Origin of the sequence: Rhizobium sp. FKY42, from assembly GCF_005222835.1 — a bacterium.
Taxonomy (GTDB): domain Bacteria; phylum Pseudomonadota; class Alphaproteobacteria; order Rhizobiales; family Rhizobiaceae; genus Neorhizobium.
This window is the reverse complement of the sequence record NZ_STGA01000008.1, coordinates 162,742-181,191: the sequence shown is the minus strand read 5'-3', so window position 1 is coordinate 181,191 and position 18,450 is coordinate 162,742. Positions and strand designations below refer to the sequence as shown.

At 57.0% G+C, this 18,450-nt stretch carries 18 protein-coding genes and 1 tRNA gene; 3 read left to right on the top strand and 16 right to left on the bottom strand.

The genetic code is table 11. From position 1 onward, the window contains the following. Positions 1-139: 139 nt before the first annotated feature. The 8 genes from E8M78_RS04995 to E8M78_RS04960 all read right to left on the bottom strand — a co-directional run bounded on the left by E8M78_RS04995 (position 140) and on the right by E8M78_RS04960 (position 8,150). A complete protein-coding gene (locus E8M78_RS04995) occupies positions 140-619 on the bottom strand; it encodes a DUF2938 domain-containing protein (RefSeq protein WP_137134000.1) in 480 nt (159 codons plus the stop codon). Positions 620-624: 5 nt separating this feature from the next. Next, positions 625-1,449, bottom strand: a complete 825-nt coding sequence (locus E8M78_RS04990) for an MBL fold metallo-hydrolase (protein ID WP_137134018.1) — start codon at positions 1,447-1,449, stop codon at positions 625-627. Positions 1,450-1,452: 3 nt separating this feature from the next. Next, a complete protein-coding gene (locus E8M78_RS04985; protein WP_137133999.1) occupies positions 1,453-2,238 on the bottom strand; it encodes a TatD family hydrolase in 786 nt (261 codons plus the stop codon). 8 nt (positions 2,239-2,246) lie between these two features. Further along, positions 2,247-3,806 (bottom strand): methionine--tRNA ligase, encoded by a 1,560-nt coding sequence (gene metG / locus E8M78_RS04980; RefSeq protein ID WP_137133998.1) that lies wholly within the window; start codon positions 3,804-3,806, stop codon positions 2,247-2,249. An 84-nt stretch (positions 3,807-3,890) separates the two neighbouring features. Further along, positions 3,891-4,919: a DNA polymerase III subunit delta' gene (locus E8M78_RS04975; protein ID WP_137133997.1), complete on the bottom strand. Its 1,029-nt coding sequence runs from the start codon at positions 4,917-4,919 to the stop codon at positions 3,891-3,893. Beyond that, positions 4,916-5,599, bottom strand: a complete 684-nt coding sequence (gene tmk / locus E8M78_RS04970; protein WP_137133996.1) for a dTMP kinase — start codon at positions 5,597-5,599, stop codon at positions 4,916-4,918. The genes E8M78_RS04975 and tmk overlap by 4 nt, the downstream gene beginning before the upstream one ends. 77 nt (positions 5,600-5,676) lie before the next feature. Next, the gene (locus E8M78_RS04965; protein WP_246658227.1) at positions 5,677-6,861 is read right to left on the bottom strand and encodes a D-alanyl-D-alanine carboxypeptidase family protein; all 1,185 of its coding nucleotides are present in this window, start codon (positions 6,859-6,861) and stop codon (positions 5,677-5,679) included. A gap of 50 nt (positions 6,862-6,911) precedes the next feature. Beyond that, positions 6,912-8,150 (bottom strand): septal ring lytic transglycosylase RlpA family protein, encoded by a 1,239-nt coding sequence (locus E8M78_RS04960; RefSeq protein ID WP_137133995.1) that lies wholly within the window; start codon positions 8,148-8,150, stop codon positions 6,912-6,914. Between the two features lie 320 nt (positions 8,151-8,470). On the opposite strand from E8M78_RS04960, the gene E8M78_RS04955 reads away from it, so the two are divergent. After that, positions 8,471-8,560 (top strand) — tRNA-Ser (locus E8M78_RS04955). Positions 8,561-8,798: 238 nt separating this feature from the next. On the opposite strand, the gene E8M78_RS04950 is transcribed toward E8M78_RS04955, so the two are convergent. The 6 genes from E8M78_RS04950 to E8M78_RS04925 all read right to left on the bottom strand — a co-directional run bounded on the left by E8M78_RS04950 (position 8,799) and on the right by E8M78_RS04925 (position 14,210). Further along, positions 8,799-9,143 carry a hypothetical protein gene (locus tag E8M78_RS04950; RefSeq protein ID WP_137133994.1) on the bottom strand — a complete coding sequence of 115 codons (345 nt, stop codon included), beginning with the start codon at positions 9,141-9,143 and terminating at the stop codon, positions 8,799-8,801. Between the two features lie 513 nt (positions 9,144-9,656). Then, the gene (locus tag E8M78_RS23740) at positions 9,657-10,268 is read right to left on the bottom strand and encodes a hypothetical protein (RefSeq protein ID WP_246658226.1); all 612 of its coding nucleotides are present in this window, start codon (positions 10,266-10,268) and stop codon (positions 9,657-9,659) included. A 103-nt stretch (positions 10,269-10,371) separates the two neighbouring features. Beyond that, entirely contained in the window at positions 10,372-11,121 is a 750-nt protein-coding gene (locus E8M78_RS04940; protein ID WP_137133993.1) for an ABC transporter permease, read from the bottom strand. Next, positions 11,121-12,056, bottom strand: a complete 936-nt coding sequence (locus E8M78_RS04935) for an ABC transporter ATP-binding protein (protein ID WP_137133992.1) — start codon at positions 12,054-12,056, stop codon at positions 11,121-11,123. The genes E8M78_RS04940 and E8M78_RS04935 overlap by 1 nt, the downstream gene beginning before the upstream one ends. Next, positions 12,053-13,219, bottom strand: coding sequence for an ABC transporter permease (locus E8M78_RS04930; RefSeq protein ID WP_137134015.1), 1,167 nt, complete (start codon positions 13,217-13,219; stop codon positions 12,053-12,055). Before E8M78_RS04930 ends, E8M78_RS04935 begins: the two co-directional genes overlap by 4 nt. A 76-nt stretch (positions 13,220-13,295) precedes the next feature. Next, positions 13,296-14,210 (bottom strand): ABC transporter substrate-binding protein, encoded by a 915-nt coding sequence (locus E8M78_RS04925; RefSeq protein WP_137133991.1) that lies wholly within the window; start codon positions 14,208-14,210, stop codon positions 13,296-13,298. Between the two features lie 228 nt (positions 14,211-14,438). Between E8M78_RS04925 and dinB the strand changes: the two genes are divergently transcribed. Next, positions 14,439-15,578: a DNA polymerase IV gene (dinB, locus tag E8M78_RS04920; RefSeq protein WP_281405052.1), complete on the top strand. Its 1,140-nt coding sequence runs from the start codon at positions 14,439-14,441 to the stop codon at positions 15,576-15,578. 268 nt (positions 15,579-15,846) lie between these two features. Here the strand turns inward: dinB and E8M78_RS04915 are convergent, their stop codons facing one another. Both E8M78_RS04915 and E8M78_RS04910 read right to left on the bottom strand, forming a co-directional pair. After that, the gene (locus E8M78_RS04915; RefSeq protein WP_246658231.1) at positions 15,847-16,428 is read right to left on the bottom strand and encodes a J domain-containing protein; all 582 of its coding nucleotides are present in this window, start codon (positions 16,426-16,428) and stop codon (positions 15,847-15,849) included. 61 nt (positions 16,429-16,489) lie between these two features. Beyond that, a complete protein-coding gene (locus E8M78_RS04910; protein WP_137133990.1) occupies positions 16,490-17,710 on the bottom strand; it encodes an MFS transporter in 1,221 nt (406 codons plus the stop codon). 220 nt (positions 17,711-17,930) lie between these two features. On the opposite strand from E8M78_RS04910, the gene E8M78_RS04905 reads away from it, so the two are divergent. Beyond that, positions 17,931-18,356 (top strand): DUF4864 domain-containing protein, encoded by a 426-nt coding sequence (locus E8M78_RS04905; RefSeq protein WP_137133989.1) that lies wholly within the window; start codon positions 17,931-17,933, stop codon positions 18,354-18,356. Positions 18,357-18,450 lie beyond the last annotated feature (94 nt).

Sequence of the window (18,450 nt, the reverse complement as noted above, 5' to 3'; positions counted from 1 at the left end):
CAAGCGACACTCTTAATGTGTTGCGTCTCTATCGGGCTCAACCTGTCGCAACCCTATTCGGCTTTGACACAATCTTTGATTTAACCAATAATCCACTTAAAGCTGCATCCCCGCTCTACCTTTTGGTCGTCCAGCTGTCTTACGCCAGCGCAAGTGCTGCCACATAGAGGCCCAAAGCAAAGACCGTGTGAGCGGCAAAGTTCAGCAGGCGCACCTTGTTTGGGTTCGGCGTGCGGGACGCAGCAATTCCCAGTCCCATGCCCGGCTGCATGATGAACCAGCCAGCGCCAATGGTGACGATCCCAAAGATCCAGGCTGGCACGAATGTCGGTGCTGTAAACCACGTCGGTCCCATGATCAGTGCGAAGATCATGCCGTAAAGCACACCCACTGCATAATGGCCAAACCAGCCAACCGCCTGTTCCTGCGGAAATGCCGTGATCGCTGTAAGATCCTGATGGAGAAAATGTCCGCGCGCCACGCGGTGGAACCAGCGTCCGGCTGGCGCCCAGTTCGGCTTGTTCTGCTTGAAGACCAGGTAAAGAATGACGGCCCAGAGATCCATGGCGATGGTCGCTGCGAGTCCGATCAGAATGCCGTTCCAGACCAGCAGCGTCATCGGGGTCAATCCTCTGCGTGTACTTCGAAACTCAGCCCGTCATAGGCTGGTTCAACATGGTCGGGAGTTTCCTGCTGCACCGTCCAGTAGTCCAACGGAATATGCATATGCGTCAGCAAAGCCTTACGCGGCGCCAGTTTTTCAATCCATTCCAGCGCTTCGCCAAGCGAATAATGGCTGGGATGCGGACGATATTGAAGCGCATCGATCACGAGCATGTCCAACCCGAGAAGCTTTGCCGGTGTGTCAGGCGGAAAGCCGCTCACATCGCTACAATACGCAACGTTTCCAACTCGATAACCGAGAGATTCGATGTCGCCATGGAACTGCCTGTGCGCCATGAATGGGATTGCACCCCCCGGCCCTTCGACGATCACCGGTTGGTTGAGATCAGTTATCAGGTTTGGCGCGACGATGGGCGGATAATTGCCGCGGGGCGGCGTTTCCAGGCAATAGCCGAAACCGGCGCGGATGCGCTCCATGGTGAACGGATCGGCCCAGATGGGAATGCGCATCCGCTGCGAATGAAAATAGCCACGAATGTCGTCAATGCCATGCAGGTGGTCCGCGTGGGCATGCGTGTAGAGAACGCCATCGATCCGCTTTACACCGGCGGAAATCATCTGTTCGCGGAAGTCCGGGCCCGTGTCGATGACAACGGTGGTCATCTGCCCATCCGGCGCGATTTGCTGCACAAGGAAGGATGCGCGCCGACGTCGGTTCTTTGGCTCCAGGGGATCACAGGCACCCCAGTCACCATCCAGACGCGGCACTCCGGGAGACGACGAACATCCCAGTATGGTGAACCGCAGCCTGTAACCCTTTGCCAGCACTTACGCGACCTTCTTCATCTTTGAGAAGCAGCGGAAGGCGTTTTCTGTGGTGATCTGCGCCATCTCCTCGTAGGAAACGCCCTTCACTTCGGCCAGTATCTCCGCTGTATTGACCACGTAAGACGGCTCGTTGCGTTTGCCGCGCCAGCGCTTCGGTGCAAGGTAAGGCGCATCCGTCTCCACCAGTAGCCGGTCGAGAGGAATCGTTTTGGCAATCTCGCGGATGTCCTCGGATTTCGGAAACGTCAGGATGCCGGAAAAGGAAACGAAGCCGCCAAGCTCGACACCTGTATCCGCCAGCGCCTGACCGGCGGAGAAGCAATGGAGAATGAAAGGAAAATCTCCCTTCTCCGTTTCCTCGCGCAGCATGGCAGCCATGTCGTCGTCGGCGCTGCGGCTGTGAATCACCAACGGCAACCGGGTGCGCCGTGCAGCTTCGATATGACGGCGCAAGCCGGTCTGCTGGTCTTCCGGCTTTTGCGTGTCGTAAAAGTAATCGAGACCCGCCTCGCCGATCGCCACGATCTTGTCATGGCTTTCAGCCAACCGCACCAACTCGTCGGCGGTTACGTCCAACTCATCGCCCGCATTATTGGGATGCGTGCCCACCGAGCAGAAAACGCTGTCGTAACGCTCTGTCAGGTCCAGCAAGGTTCGCAGCTTGCGCACGCGTGTCGAGATCGTCACCATCTGCTTCACACCGGCTACGTGCGCGCGGGCTACAAGCTCGTCGCGCTCCGCATCAAAGTCGGCAAAATCCAAATGGCAATGGGTATCAATCAGCATTTCGACTATCAGGCCTTGTCTGCTTCCGGGGCGACATAGCGAGGAAACACCGGGCTTGGCGCTTCCAGCATCGTACCGGGCTTCATGCGACCCGCCTCACCCAGCTTGGCAAAAACGCGATCTTCCGGCGCAACGGCAACCAGATCAAGGATCTTGGCGGAGGAAGCAGGCATGATCGGCTGGAAGAGAATTGCAATCTGACGCACCACCTCCGCCGTCACCCAAAGCACAGTTCCCATGCGGGCCACATCGGTCTTGCGCAGAACCCAGGGCTCCTGTGCCGCAAAATAACGGTCGGCTTCGTTGACGATGTTGATCACAGCCGCCACCGCCTTATGGATCTGCTGGCGATTCATTTCTTCGCGGCAGATAGCGATTGCCTCGTCGGCCGTTGCCAGAATGGCCTTGTCCGCATCGGTCAGCGGGCCGGGTTCCGGGATCTTGCCTTCGCAGTTCTTGGCAATCATCGACAGAGAACGCGATGCCAGATTGCCGATCCCGTTGGCGAGATCGGCATTGATGCGGGTTGCAATGCCCTCTTCCGAATAGCTGCCGTCCTGACCGAACGAGACTTCACGCAAGAAGAAATAGCGCACCTGATCGAGACCGAAATGGTTCACCAGATTGACCGGATCGACCACGTTACCCACCGACTTTGACATCTTCTCGCCCTTGTTGAGCAGGAAGCCGTGTGCATAGACGCGTTTTGGCAGCGGCAGACCCGCCGACATCAGGAAGGCAGGCCAGTAAACGGCATGGAAGCGGATAATATCCTTGCCAATGATATGCGCATCCGCTGGCCAGTATTTCGCACGTGGTCCGTTCTCATCTTCCACATAGCCGGTGGCGGTGATGTAGTTGGTCAGGGCATCGACCCACACATACATCACATGCTTGTCGTCGCCGGGCACCTTAATGCCCCAGTCGAATGTGGTGCGCGAAACCGAAAGATCCTTGAGGCCTGATTTGACAAATGAAATGACCTCGTTACGGCGCTCGTTCGGACCAATGAAATCCGGCTGGTCTTCGTAAAGCTTCAGCAGCTTGTCTTCATAGGCGGACAGTTTGAAGAAATAGCTCTCCTCCTCCACCCAATCGACCGGCGTTCCTTGCGGGCCATAGCGCATGCCATCAGCGCGCAGTTCCGTCTCTTCTTCCTGATAATAGGCTTCGTCGCGAACGGAGTACCAGCCTGCATAGCTGTCCTTGTAGATGTCGCCGTTCTTCTCCATGCGGCGCCACACTTCCTGCACGGTCGCGTGGTGACGCGCCTCAGTCGTGCGAATGAAGTCGTCGTTGGAGGAATTTAGGAGCTTGCCCATCTCGCGGAATTCGTTGGAGTTCCGCTCAGCGAGTTCAGCGGGTGTGATGCCTTCGTTCCGCGCCGTCTGCTGCATCTTCTGGCCGTGTTCATCCGTTCCGGTCAGGAAGAACACGTCCTTGCCGTCCAGCCGCTGGAAGCGGGCCATGGCATCGGTCGCGATCAACTCATAGGCATGGCCGATATGCGGCTTGCCGTTGGGATAGGAAATGGCGGTCGTAATGTAGTAGGGCGTTTTTGAGGACATTAAAGCCAGCGTTCAGTTCGTGATTTCTATCGCCCGCGTCTTACCCCATGTTTCGGCATCGCGAAACAAGCAAGTTGCGTAATCTCAGCGGGCAATGTCTTCGAGCAGCGAAAGTATGGTCTGCTTGCGGTCGAGATTGTACCCTTGCGAGATCGAGATGCGCTCGCCGATCTCCGAGACCAGACGGGATACACGGTCCGCCTGCATGAGATCGCCCGCAAGGGCCGCATCGCGCGCTCTGCGCATCAGATGGTTGGAGATGTGATCAAGGAAGAAACCGAAGATCACGTCGTTATCCTTGCCGGACAGAACATCCGCCAGTCTGTGCATCGCGCGCCGTGCCGAAGGTCCTTCCGCTGCGAGAATATCGTCGAAGGCCGAGACGATCTCTGTGCCGCCATAGTTCAGAAGCTTCAGCGCCTGCGAGACGCTACCGCCAGCAGAGCCGAGCACGTTCAGCGCGGTTTGACCGCCGTCCAGTTCAATCTGCAGATGACCAAGCGCTTGCGTAAGGTCATCGGTCGAAAGCGGGTTCAGCTTCAGCGGCAGGCAGCGCGAACGGATCGTCGGCAAGAGCTTGCCCGGCGCGTGGCTCAGAACCAGGAAGAGGGAACGCTTCGGTGGCTCTTCAAGGATCTTGAGAATTGCGTTGGCAGCATTGCGATTGAGATCGTCTGCTGGATCGATAATGACGATCCGCCAGTTCCCTGTGCCGGAGGTCTGCGAGAAGAAGTGCCCTGCCCGCCTCACCTCGTCAACGGTAATGGCGGTCTTTGTCTTCCCGGTTTTTTCGTCAACGGGGCGCGAAAGATGCAGCAGATTGTGCGAAGCGCCTGACGCGATCTGTCGGCTGACCATACTGTTGAGATCAGGATCCGGCAGATGATCCGGCGCCTGTTCGGGAATTGGGTGGGAAAGAACATGGTTTGCAAACCGGAAGGCAAGCGTTGCCTTGCCAATCCCTTCGGGGCCCTCAATAAGAATCGCATGATGGCTGCGCCCGGATTTGTAGAAGCGCGCCAGAAAATTCTCGGCATGTTCATGCCCGAACAAACGGTTGTTCAGTTGTGGTGGGATCGCTCCATCCAACACCGCGCCGCTGATCTCGCTCATCGTGGGATGTCCGTGCCGCCGCGCTCTCGCATCATGGTAGTCACAATGGCGATGATCTCGCTTGCGACCTCCTCCTCGGTCTGTTGAGCATCGATCACCCGACAGCGTTCAGGGGCAGCTTCAGCAATTTCGCGAAACGCCTGCCTGCGTTTTTCGTGAACCTCGACTTCTTCCTTTTCGAAGCGGTCCGGCTGCACTGAAGTCCCTTCCGCCTCGCCTCGCCGACGCGCTCTGGCAAGACCAATCGAAGCTGGAAGGTCTAGTATGATCGTCAGATCAGGACGAACGCCATCAATGGCAATTTCCTCGAGAGCATCGACGAAGGCCGCATCCAGATTTCCTGTTATGCCCTGATACACGCGTGACGAATCGATGAACCTGTCGCACAGCACCACCCTGCCCGAGCTAAGCGCTGGCCGGATGACTTGCTCCACATGGTCATTCCGTGCCGCTGCAAACAGCATGGCTTCCATGCGCACGCCAAAACGCTCGGCCCCACCTGAAAGGAGAACATGCCGCACCGCCTCCGCACCCGACGAACCTCCCGGTTCGCGCGTCACCAACACATCATGGCCCTTGTCCTTCAGGCTTCCGGCCAACCGGCGAATCTGGGTGGACTTGCCAGCCCCTTCCCCGCCTTCGAATGTCACGAACAAGCCTTTGGCTTCAGTCTCGCTCATTGTTGCTCCGGGCACCGAAAAGGCTGATCAGCCATTCTTGCATCGTGCCAAAGTTGATCGGATCGACTGGCTGAACATCACAGCCAGAAGAGCATGAGTTCCAGTACGGCATCCGTGGCCTTTGACACAAGTCCACCGACGCCAACCGCGTAATTTGCGTAGAGCGGTACGGTCTTTATCTCGCGTTCGCCTTCCGAAATCCGCAAGGTACCGATCTGTTGCCCCTGCTCAATCGGCGCACGCAAAGGCCATTGATAGACAATGCGCCCCGATAGCCGCTCCGGGTTCTTCGTCGGCACATAGACGTCCACCGAATCCTTTGCCACAAGATCCACGTGCGAACGAGCACCACCATAAACGGCGGCCTGCCCGATGACCTCCTGTGCCTTGAAAACAGTTCTGGTTTCGAAGGAACTGAGCGCCCATTCCAGGATCCGGCGTGATTCCTCGGCACGTTCCTTGTCGCTTTGCAGTCCGCCGAGCGCGATGAACAGCCGCGTGCCGTTGCGCTCCACCGACGCAACGGCTGCAAAACCGGCACCTTCGGCATAGCCTGCCCCCAGTCCGTCTATGCCGATTCCCAGAGAAAGAAGTGGATTCTTGTTGCGCTGGAAAATCTTGTTCCAGGTAAAGTCGGGCTGGCTGTAAAGCTTGTAGAAATCCGGATATGTCGTGTGAATGTGGCGGGCAAGTTCAACCAGATCGCGGGCCGTCGTACGGCTCTCCTGTTCGGGCAGACCCGTCGAATTGCCGAATGTGGTGCGCGTCAGCCCGAGGTCCCTCGCCCTGGCGGTCATCCGGGCAGCAAAACTGGCCTCATTTCCAGAGATGCCTTCTGCGAGGATGATGCAGGCATCATTGGCATTATGAACCACGACGCCGCGCACGAGATCCATCACTGGGATCTGTGATCGCAAAGCAGCAAACATGGTCGTCGTGCCAGACGGTGCGCCGCCGGTTCGCCATGCGTTTTCCGATACGGGAAAGGTCTTGTCCGGTTGAATCTCACCCTGCTTGAGCGCTTCGAACACCAGATCCATGGTCATAAGCTTTGCAAGCGAGGCGGGAGGAAAAGCCTGGTTTTCATTCTGTGCGAGAAGCACCGTCCCGCTTTTTGACTCAACCAGATAAACCTGCTTCGCCTTCAGATCGGCTAAGCCCTGCGCAACCGAATGGCTGGCAGCCAAAAGGCCGCCAGCCATGGCGGCGACCATCAGAAGCGTCGAACGGGTATAGCCGCAAATCATGGTAAAACTCGTCAAGCGCATGCTTGCCTAGCTAGCAGTGCAGTGGCGCCTGCGCAACCAAGGGATCAGCGCTTGACAGGCTTTTGCCCTGCAGAATCGTTGACCTGTTGCATCATTCCGTCATCGCGCAGAATGACATTTCCAAAAACGACCTGCGGCCCGCTTGGTGCGCGCTTTGCCGGTGCAGCATAGGCTGTTTCAGACGTATAAGCGGGAGTAGCGTTGCGCTTTACAGGCTGCACTGCATTCTTCGGCTGAGATGTGGCAACCGCCACTTGCGCGGGCTGAGGCGCATGAGCCGGTACCGCCACTGGCCTGGAGGTTACTGGCGCTACAACGGGCGCGGCCGTTGCAATTGGCGGACGTGCATTTGGAAGATTGGCCGGTCGGTCACTTGGCTTGGGTGCGGAAAGTGCCGCCGTCTGAACCGGCTTTGGAGCGGATATTGCGGCGGTCTGCGACATCACTGGCGCGGCGGGCATGCGCATTTCCGGCTTTGCTGCTTTAGGTGCGGTTGGGCGTGCCGCGGCGGTGGGCACGCCACCATTGCGGGCAAAGCTCTGCAGCTGATCTCCTAGCGGCTGATTGGAAGCCACCATCACGCCTGTTGCGATTTGCGGATCAGGATAGATACCCGGCAGGCGGCTGCCCTTTCGCACATAGGATGCCATCAAGTAGGGCATGTCGTGACCACTGAGATCAGCTTTGCCGACGTACTGCACGTTAACGCGTGCCGTACCGATCCGCTTGAAATCGAGAAGTTCAGCCGTCTTGTCGGAAACGTCGATGATACGACCCGGATGGAATGGACCGCGATCATTCACACGAACGACAACGGAGGAGCCGGTATCCATGTTGGTAACGCGGGCGTAGCTCGGCAGCGGAAATGTCGGGTGAGCCGCTGACAGGTGTTCGCTGTCATAGACCTCCCCGTTAGCGGTATAACGCCCGTGGAAGGCGGAACCGTACCAGGAAGCCAATCCCGTCTTGTTGTAGTTGGGATCTTCTTTCGGAACGTAAACCTTGCCTTTGACCTCGTAAGGATTGCCCACCATGTAGCGACCGCCGCCCTTGGGCACCGGTTGGCCGTCAGCCACCACGCGCGGGCTGGCCTTTACGCCATATTCGCTCTCCGCAAAGTATTCTTTGCTTTTGGGCTTGTTCTTTTTCGCCGCCGTCGGCGTGTTGGATGTGGAGGCGCAGGATGCCATGCTTGCACAAACAAAGGCGACGCCAAGCCACTTCGCACCCAAAACGAGCTTATTCTTTCGCGAACTCAAACTCTTGCCCCACGCATAACACATTACAGGCGCCGTCCCGAAACGGCGAGCACGCAAAGGCCGAGACCCCGCCGCTCTCATGTGCGTGAAGTTTTGCCCTCAACGTGGCCAAATTGCGATCCAAAAGAGTGGATAATTAAAATTACTCGCAAATATGGTTAATATTTGACTAAAACCCCAGCCGTGCACGACGACTGTTTCAGGCATTGTTCTGCTCGGATGCGCGCCAATGCCTAACGATCACGCAAAATCAGTCGCGTGCGGTACGAGTGCAGTTGACGCAAGCCATCACATCACTATAAACCGCTCCCAGCCGCGCCGTCGCGCTTTGCGTCGGCAGACATGGAAGAGTGTCCGAGTGGTTTAAGGAACCGGTCTTGAAAACCGGCGTGCGTGAAAGCGTACCGTGGGTTCGAATCCCACCTCTTCCGCCATGTCCACCTTCGGTATCGGGAGTGCGCTGAATGGCGCTCAAACCGTAACCAAATCGCTCGTTGTGTTGCTACAATGGGTCCGGTTCCGTCGGTGTTTCATCACCGGTGCTCTGCCAGACAAGATTGCTGCGATGGCGGATGAAGTCCAGGAATGTTGTTATCTTCGCTGGAGGAATAGACTGCATAAAGCGGTGGTGCGACGTGGATTACGCTGGGCAAGACATGCTACAGCCTGCCGTTAGAGAATTCCTCCTCCGCCAAGATGGCGGGCAAGAAAAATGAACCCCATTGCTTTCCTGGCGCACTGAAGAAGAAGCTGCTCATGGTCGCTGCGGAACACCGGTTTGAACTGTAGGTCCACGATCCTGTTGCCCTCCTCATAACGCAAACGACCATCTGTTCCGTACGGAGAATAGCAGAGAAACGGCTTGTCATTTAGGTCGGAAATCTGGTCTGGCCGACCCACTGTTTCATCTTGTTGCTGCGCCAGGCCTGCTCGACGAACGCGCTCAAGATAGATTATGCCGTCGTCCGTCAGGCTGACGCTCCGGCCGGTTCGTTGCGGCAGCCGCGTCGCGAGCATTTTTCAAGCTTCTGACGGTGCTTGCCGGCCATGGCTGCTGAGAGTTTAAGCCGCCCTGCGGCCGCGGCGAAGCCCCGCAATTCGGCACCGGCTGCGAAAACCCGCAAGCTGAGCAGACTGTCCATCATCAACACCTGAGAAATCGAGCATTCACAATATAGATCATGATTACATGATAACAAATAGATATTTTGAACCAAGGCAAAGCAAATCAATGGAATAGTCTCCGTTATCTATTCGGATGCCAATAATGAAAATCGAAAATATCTAGACGCCGATTATTACACCAAATTTATATATTCTCATGTTCCTGGGAGGGTAACTTTGGAGCTTTCGTCAAACCACAATGCGACAGGTTTTCCGCTCTGGTTAACCGGTGAAAGGACAGTCTATGGCTGCGTTCATCTAGAGGTGACGGATTTTGAGCGTGCAATCGCATTCTGGCAGGGTGTTGTCGGTCTGAAACCGCGGAAACTTGGCACGGTCGCCGAGCTCGGAACAGCATGGCGCACGCTAATCGTGCTCCACCCTTGCGCTAGGGTTGCTGCGCAAAAGGGTTTTGACGGACTTCATCATCTTGCAATCCATGTTCCGTCCCAAGCGGAGTTTTCCCGAATCTTCAGGCGTCTGCTCAGCAAGAATGTAGAGGTCGAAGCAACCGACCGGGTCATTGCTAAATCTTTGTACTTCAAGGATCCTGACGGTTTGGGTGTGGAGGTCACGCTTGAGACTCCGGAGCGGCGAAGCGCGGAGCTCGAAGCAGGGTCCCGCTTCGCAGCAACTGGTGTCTCGGATCTGCCCCTCGGTCCTCCTCTTCCCCTCGATGTTGAATGGGAACTGGCGCAGGTCTGCGATCTGGCCGTCGTCGCTCCTGTTTCGGATCTTGCCTACATCGGCCATCTTCATCTCGATGTTTCCGGTTTGGAAACAGACTATGCCTTCTTCAAGGCGCTTGGCTTCCGGGAAAATCGCTTCTTGCCGGACATGGGTTTTGGCGATCTGAGCGCGGGCGGCGAATTTACCCATCGTCTGGCCTTGCAGGTTCGTCGCGACGGTGTTCGGCGCCCAGCTCCGAAAGGAATGGCCCGCATGCGCGAGTTTACGCTTTATGTGCGGGATGAACACTGTTTGCCTGTTTTCCGTGATAGCAGTGCCGCCGCCAGCGAGTCGGTTGACCTGCTCGACGGCATTTGTTTGCAGGCGCCTGGAGATGTGCTGGTTCGTCTCTTCAGTTACTCACGGGTCGTCGAAGACGTTGCATACGAAGTTCCACGATCATCAGAGTATCATGGATCAGCAAGGCAAGTGCCGCTACAAGCACTCCCCCCTGGAGAATGAAGGCGTAGTTGTAGCTTTGCAGGCCTGCAACGATGACTTCGCCCAACGTCTTCGCCGCCACCGTGGAGCCGATCGTGGCCGTAGCAACACTGATGACTGCGGACAGTCGAATACCGGATATGATCAAGGGCATGGCAAGCGGCATTTCGACCCGCATGAGCTTCTGTGACTCACTCATCCCGCTACCCCGTGCCGCCTCCAGAACCGCCGGATCTATCGTGCGTAGCGCCGTCAGCGCATTCTCAAAGATCGGAAGAAGGCCGTAGAGGATGAGTGCCACCAGGGTGGGTCCGTTGCCGAAGCCCAGAACAGGCACGCACAGGGCCAGAACTGCAACGGGCGGAAAGGTCTGGCCGATTGAAACGATGCTGCGAGAAAGCGGCATAAAGTCGATTCCGACGGACCGCGTGACGAAGATTGCGGCGGTGATAGCGACGAGAGTAGCTACCGTTGTTGCGGCAAGAACTAGGGCCAAATGCTGAAGGAGAAGAAAAAACAGATTACCCTGGCGATATACGACCGGCATATTCGGATCAACAAACAGCCCGAGAGCCGATTCAAACCATTCCGGTCTTGCCAGAAAAGCCAGAATGCCGAGGCCGAACAGCGTTCTGAAGACGATACCGGACGTGATCTGCATCATCGCTCCGCCGCAGCCGCAAGCAGACGCGACAGCGTTACCCGCCTTGGCGCCCGCCCATCCGGCTGAGCAATGGGCGCGGCATTGCGTCCGCTCCAGAGAAGTTGCGACAGTGCATCGCGCTGGTTCATGTCTGCCGGCAGCAGGTCTCCTTCTGCATGTCCATCTTCGGTAATTGCATCAATGCCGCTCAGAGACAGAAGGCGAAGTCCACGTTCTGCCTGCCCCACCATTTCCGCCACGAATGGATCTGCTGGATGTATCAGAAGCGTTCGCGGTTCTGCATATTGCAGCAGCCTACCCGCGTTCATGACCGCAATCCGATCGGAAAGACGAAATGCTTCATCAATATCGTGGGTCACCAGCAGGATCGTCGTGCCGAGTTTGTGCTGAATATCTCTTAGGTCGCTTTGCGCCTTGGCCCGGATGATCGGATCGAGCGCCCCGAAGGGTTCATCCATCAGCAGCAGTTCCGGCTCTGCCGCAAGGGCGCGTGCTACACCAACGCGTTGCTGCTGACCGCCGGACAATTCGTGTGGGTGCCGGCGGGCAAAACTATCGAAGTCAAGTTGAAAAAGGGTCAGCAGGTCGCGCACTTTTTGCTCGATACGCGATCTATGCCATTTCAGGAGACGCGGCACTGTCGCGATGTTGTCGTAGACCGTTTGGTGCGGGAAGAGGCCGTGTCCCTGTATGGCATAGCCGATCCGCCTGCGCAATTCGTGGGGCGGCGTGTCGGCAATGTCCTGACCGTTGATTTTGATCTGTCCGGAGGTGGGCTCGATCAGGCGATTGACCATGCGCATAAGCGTCGTCTTGCCGGAGCCGGATGTGCCCACGACCGCGGTGATCGTCGACGCCGGAATCTGCATCGAAACCCGGTCCACGGCAGCGCGCCCATCGTAAAGTTTGGAGATCTCGTCTATCTCGATCATGCGGTGGCAGTCTCCTTGCGAGCGCGGGTAGCAAGTTCGGTCAACGCGTCCATGATCACGGCAGCACACAGCGCGAGTGCAACGGTTGGTAGCGCCCCAAGCAGCACAAGATCAGTCGCAGTCTGACCGATCCCCTGAAAAACGAAAACGCCGAAGCCGCCACCACCAATCAGTGCCGCAATGGTTGCCATGCCGATGTTTTGCACCAAGACAATGCGAATGGCAGTGAGAATGGCGGGCATGGCAAGCGGCAGCTCTATCCGTCGCAGGATCTGGCCATCGGTCATGCCAAGACCTTTGGCGGCATTGCTGACGGCAGCATCTACGCCAACCAGACCGCTCACCGTGTTGGCCACGATGGGAAGAAGCGCATAGAGGACGAGCGCGATGAAGGCGGGCGCGGCTCCGATACCCCGGATGCCGAGTTCGGATGCGCCGGCAAGGTTTGCCGCGATCCAGCCGAGCGGCGCAATCAGAAGCCCGAAAAGCGCGATTGATGGAACGGTTTGGATAATGTTGAGGAGGCTGAGTATCGCAGCTCTCGCCTTCTCGACCCGGTAGCACAGTATGCCGAGTGGCAATCCAATGGCAAAGGCCGCTAAAAGAGAGCCAACTGCAAGCGCCAGATGTCGCCACGCTTCCCGCCAGAAACCGTCTGCTCGGGTTGAAAATTCCTTCAGCAGCGAAAGCTCGTTCCAAAGACCACTCATCACGAATGCCGCAATTGTCAGCAGGCCACCCAGCAACAAGAGCATCCGCGCGACGGGTTGCGGACGCAATCGGGCTAGCGCATCGATCAGCAGCATCGAAAGCGCAAACAGCATCAGCCAGAAGCCAGATGCCGTTGAAACACGTACAAAGCTGTTACCGTCTGGCGTCAGATGAATTGCTGCGAGACCGATGGCGATGAGCACCGTGACAAGACCAAGGCAGGCCGCAAGCACTCTCACCAGCACGCCCGTTTTTATCATAGCACTCAGGAGCACGCCGAATGTCACGCCTGTCAAACAGGCTGCTGCCCATGTTGGCAGGGCCGAATAAACCGAAACCGGCTGTCCGTGCACAATCCGGTTGGCCTTGAACGTGACGAACGGCACAAACAGGAGTGCTGGCATGGCAATTAGCGCGATGACGGCCCCCAGTTTGTCGATCCTCTGTTTGATCAAATCCACCCTGCCCGGTTTCACGTTCCTCGAATGGAGCCGAAAGCTGATCCGGCTCCTCGATGAGTTCGCGCGATTACTTCAGAAAACCGTTCTTCTTCAGAAATTCATCGGCCACCGCCTTGGCAGGTTCGCCACCCAGTTGAACGCGTCCATTCAGTTCCTGCAAAGTCATGAGATCAAGCTTCGCGAAAACCGGGTTGAGGATTTCCTCGATCTTCGGGTTTTTCTTGAGAATCTGCTCGCGAATAACCGGCGCCGGCTGGTAGACAGGCTGGACGCCCTTGTCGTCTTCCAGAACCACAAGCCCCGATGGCGCAATGCCACCGTCGGTTCCGTATACCATGGCGGCATTTGCACCATTCGTCTGATTAGCCGCCGCCGCGATTGTCGCGGCTGTGTCACCGCCGGACAGCGTAATCAACTGGTTTGGCTGGAGCTTGAAGCTGTAGGTTGTCTGAAAGGCTGGCAGAGCGGCCGGAGAATTGACGAACTCGGCAGATGCCGCGAGAACGACCTGCCCGCCGCCCGTCACATATTTTCCGAAATCCGACAGCGATTTCAGCTTGTTTTTGTCGACTACATCCTTGCGAACGGCAATCGCCCAGGTGTTGTTGGCAGGCGAGGCTGAAAGCCAAACTACCTTGTTAGCGTCGTAATCCAGCTTCTTTACGGTCTCGAACGCCTTTGCCGCATCCTTCCAGGCCGCGTCCTCCGCCTTGTTGAAGAAGAAGGCGCCATTTCCTGTATACTCCGGGTAAATGTCGATTTCGCCAGCCAGAAGCGCCTTGCGCACGATTGGTGTTGCACCCAGTTGCAGACGATCCGTCGCTTCAATGTTGTTTGCCTTCAACATGCTGAGGATGATGTTGCCCAACACGCCCCCTTCCGTATCGATCTTGGAAGACACAACCACCTGTCCCTGCGCGCCTGTCACCGAAAACCCCAGCGCCAGTATGAGCGCGCCCAATTGCTTGCGAATTCCAGTCATCGATAAACCCTTCCCCAATTCTGTACCTGCGGCCCGGAACCAATTGTCCAAGCCCGACCTCATGTAGAGCGACCGAAGCCCTCGGCGAGAGACACACGCAGAGATTCCGGAGAAACTACGCAATACCGGCACTCACCTGTTACCGAGATCTCTAATTTGGCTTCCCATTTGGAAGATTGGCTGATATGTTCCACATTTGTTCTTACATGTTCAAGCGGAATTGTCGCAGTGCAGCTCGCTGGAGAAGAAAAAACGCTAGAGAAGTCCAGAGGGCAGCAGCCCCTCGCCTCACGAGAAACCACGCCACGGAAGATCATCCATGTCGATATGGATGCCTTCTACGCGTCTGTGGAGCAGCGCGATAATCCTGATCTGAAAGGCAAGCCGGTTGCTGTTGGCGGGGCGGCGGCGCGCGGCGTGGTGGCTGCTGCCAGTTACGAGGCACGGAAATTCGGCGTCCACTCCGCCATGCCCTCGGTGACGGCAGCGCGCAAATGCCCGGACCTCATTTTCGTCCGCCCGCGCTTTGAGGTCTACAAAGCCGTGTCGCAGCAGATCCGTGAAATCTTTGCGGAATACACGCCTCTTATCGAGCCGCTATCGCTGGACGAAGCCTATCTCGATGTTACCGAGAACCTCAAAGACATGCCCATAGCCACAGAAATTGCGTTGGAAATTCGCCAGAAGATCAAGGTCGCCACGGGATTGAACGCGTCAGCCGGCATTTCCTACAACAAGTTCCTGGCCAAGATGGCGAGCGATCTGAACAAGCCCAATGGCCAGGCCGTCATCACACCGCGCCACGGTCCCGCCTTCGTCGAACAGCTGCCCGTGAAGAAGTTTCATGGTGTCGGTCCGGCGACCGCCGAGAAGATGCATCGCCTTGGCATCCACACCGGCGCCGATCTGAAGGCGAAGTCGCTGTCCTTCCTCACGGATCACTTCGGCAAATCCGGTCCGTATTTTTATGGCATCGCCAGAGGTATCGATAATCGTCAGGTCAAGCCGGATCGCGTGCGCAAATCCATCGGCTCGGAAGATACCTTCGCCACCGATATCAGTGACCTTGGTGCGGCAAAGGCTGAACTTGCGCCGCTCGTCGGCAAGATCTGGGCCTATTGTGTTGACCGCAACATGACGGCCAAAACGGTTACGGTGAAGGTCAAGTACAGCGATTTCCAGCAGATCACCCGCAGCAGAACCCAAACGTTATGCTTTGCCAGCGAGGCCGAAATTCTCGACATATCGGAATCACTTCTGGAAACTGTCTATCCCTTCCGCAAAGGCGTGCGATTGCTCGGCGTCACGCTGTCCAGCCTCGGCGAGGACGCAACAGAACCGTCCGCCCAACTCCCGCTTTTTATGTGAATGGTCTGAAACAGTCCGGGGTTGCGTCGGTTCGGCTATCGAACCCAGGCCGTGTCAAGCGGACGTGACAGGGATGGAGTACTCCTCGCATCGGACCGAAAAGTGGAAGCTGGTTTTCGGAAAATCCGATGCGAAAGCGATAGCCTGTATCATCGCGTCTTGTGAGTCTTACACGCCGATGATCCAAGCATTTTTCCGCTATCTGCCTATGGCAAACGAACAGGCAGGCGAGCTTCCCACCTGTCCAGCCCAAGATCACCCTTCCCATTTATTCCGCAGCCTTTGGAAGTTCAACTTCCAGCTCATAAGTATAGCCGTCTAGCATGGAATAGGCTTGTTCTATCACCTTGATCTCGCCCTCGGCCTTGGTGATGGCATCGGCGATCGTATCGCAACGAGCGGTCAACATGCGACCGATGACATCGCTTTCCGGGCGTTTTCCCATGCGGTCCATATGGTTGCGAATACGCCCGCGATGGCGCTCCAGTTCCAGAATATGAAAGCGTGTATTGACGATCCGGTCTGTCAATTTGCGGCGCATGGCGGCAATCGGGTCGAAGCTGCCGGGTGCCCGCTCGTCGAGAATGATCTCGTTGACCAGCGTATCAAGAACCAGCAATCCCTCCAGATCCTTGCTGTCGGTCAGTTGCGGATCATAGCCCGTGTCGTCGTAAACCTTGCGGCGCACGGGATCGAGCAGCAGTTCATAGGATGCTGTCAGCTTCGAAAATGCGTCAACATCGCCGCCCGCATCCGGATGCGCGGTCTTCGCGCGGGAACGATAGGCGGTTTTAATGGTTGCGCCGTCTGCATCGCGCGCCACGCCCAGCATCTTGTATGGGTCGATCACGGTTCCACCTGGTGCAAGATTTTCCAAGGTCACCCTCTCGTACTGCGTCACATCGCTCGCCTCAACCCCTCGCCGCATCTTGTGGCGAAACAGCGGCCAGCACCTCTTTTTCCCCATCATTCGCTGCAACAGGCACACGCCCTGTCAGCAATCGGGGCACTCGTCCCTGAGCGACCGGCGCCATGATGAAGCTTAAGACAAGGAAGGGCAAGAGCACAGCAAAGCTTGCTGGAAGCCCGGCATGTTCTGCAACAAAACCGAGAAGCGGTGGAACGCCGATATTCGAAAGCAGAAGCGTTAGCGATAGCGCGGCCAGATTGTCTGCTGGCTGCCCTTGCCCCCGCTCGATTGCCGTTGCCACGGCCAACGGAAACGCAAGCGCTACACCACATCCGATAAGGAAGAGCGCAATGCCCGCCTGCCACAGGCCCTGAGCCGTCAACAGCAGACCAATCCCAACAGCGACGCCGCTTGCAGAGCCACGCACCAGCGTCTTGGCACCGAACTTGTCCCGCAGCTTGTCACCAACAAGGCGGGTTGCGCCCATGCCAACCGTAAACAGTGCATAGAGAATGCCGGCGGTCGAGGCATCGGTAGAAAGAACTTCCCGCAGATAGAAAATCCCCCAGTCATAGACGGCCCCTTCGCTGATGCAGATGCCGAAGACCATGACGCAAATAAGAATGATGATGCGATCTGGCACTACGAAAACCTGTCGCTTGCTAGCCGTGGCCGTGACCCGCATATCCGGCGACGCGATACGCCAGACCGTAAAGCAGCAGATGAAGACCACAAGCACCGCAGCGCACTGGTGCAGAAAAGGACTGAGCCCTGCTTCTGCCAGATAACCCGAGGCCAGCGCACCAATCAGAAGGCCGATCGACCAGAAACCATGACTTCGCGAAAGCACCTTCTTTCCTGTGCGCTGCTCAATCCCGGTGGCAATCATGTTGGCGGCGACATCCTGAATGGTGCGCAGGAAACCGAACAGCAGGAAGCAGAGAAAGAACCCCCAGAAGGGCGTGATGGTCAGGAATGGCGTCGTCAGCGCTGCAGCCGAAAGTAGCAGCGGGGCCGCCACGCGAGGGGTCAGCGCGTTCACCACGCGCCCTGCAACTGGCAGCGCCAGGAAGGTGCCAATCGGCGCGCCAAGAAGCGCAAGGCCAAGCCAGGCCTTGTCCACGCCCAGGCTTTGCTGGATCGCAGGCAGACGGGTGAACAATGTAACGAAGACAATGGCGTTGCAGAAAAACAGCAACGCCGGAGCGCCAAGGATTTTCATGTCGAGATAACCGGGAGGGAGTGCGAACCAACGAATCTCACTTCGCTGTGACGGAAACAAGATCGCCGCCCAAACCAATGCATGATCGGATTCTGAATTATCGCCGTAGTTGCGTCTCGGAAACAGTTTGTGTCGGCTTTGTGAAAGGAAGGAAGGTTTCCCCTCTTCACCTCGGCAAAAACTGGATTATCCTGTTGCTCTATCTTCGAGGAGAACGCGCATGGCATTTCGACTCGCATTCGCTCTTGTTGCCCTCGTCCTTGCTTTTGTGCGCCCGGTTTCGGCGGAAGATCCGGTCGCGGAAGCGCAGAAGATCATCGCCGATCAGATCAAGGCTCTGAAGACCGATGACGCACGCACCGCCTACTCCTTTGCATCACCCGGCATCCGGAGCATGTTCCCCGATGAGCGGGTGTTCCTCACAATGGTGCGTGAGAAATACGAGCCGCTTTATCATTCCGTGAACTATGCATTCGGTCGGTCCAAACTTGTCGGTGGCGGCGAGGTCGTGTTTCAGGAAGTCATTCTGACGGGTCGCGGAACGAAGGATTTCACGGCGATCTATGACATGCGCCTGCAGGATGATGGCACCTACAAGGTGAATGGCGTTCGAATGCTGGCCAAGACCACCAGTCAGGGAATCTGAAAAGCCCGCCCAACGACACGCCGCATCGTGTACCACGCATCGTTTGAAACGGAGGGGAAGGCGCGCCAAAGGCCAAGTTGCTTGGAGGCCTCTG

Coding starts and splice junctions, on each gene's coding strand:
- E8M78_RS04995 (WP_137134000.1), bottom strand. CDS start 619: ATGACGCTGCTGGTCTGGAACGGCATTCTGATCGGACTCGCAGCGACC.
- E8M78_RS04985 (WP_137133999.1), bottom strand. CDS start 2,238: ATGCTGATTGATACCCATTGCCATTTGGATTTTGCCGACTTTGATGCG.
- metG (WP_137133998.1), bottom strand. CDS start 3,806: ATGTCCTCAAAAACGCCCTACTACATTACGACCGCCATTTCCTATCCC.
- E8M78_RS04975 (WP_137133997.1), bottom strand. CDS start 4,919: ATGAGCGAGATCAGCGGCGCGGTGTTGGATGGAGCGATCCCACCACAA.
- tmk (WP_137133996.1), bottom strand. CDS start 5,599: ATGAGCGAGACTGAAGCCAAAGGCTTGTTCGTGACATTCGAAGGCGGG.
- E8M78_RS04960 (WP_137133995.1), bottom strand. CDS start 8,150: ATGTGTTATGCGTGGGGCAAGAGTTTGAGTTCGCGAAAGAATAAGCTC.
- E8M78_RS04950 (WP_137133994.1), bottom strand. CDS start 9,143: ATGCTCGCGACGCGGCTGCCGCAACGAACCGGCCGGAGCGTCAGCCTG.
- E8M78_RS04940 (WP_137133993.1), bottom strand. CDS start 11,121: ATGCAGATCACGTCCGGTATCGTCTTCAGAACGCTGTTCGGCCTCGGC.
- E8M78_RS04935 (WP_137133992.1), bottom strand. CDS start 12,056: ATGATCGAGATAGACGAGATCTCCAAACTTTACGATGGGCGCGCTGCC.
- E8M78_RS04925 (WP_137133991.1), bottom strand. CDS start 14,210: ATGACTGGAATTCGCAAGCAATTGGGCGCGCTCATACTGGCGCTGGGG.
- E8M78_RS04910 (WP_137133990.1), bottom strand. CDS start 17,710: ATGAAAATCCTTGGCGCTCCGGCGTTGCTGTTTTTCTGCAACGCCATT.
- E8M78_RS04905 (WP_137133989.1), top strand. CDS start 17,931: ATGGCATTTCGACTCGCATTCGCTCTTGTTGCCCTCGTCCTTGCTTTT.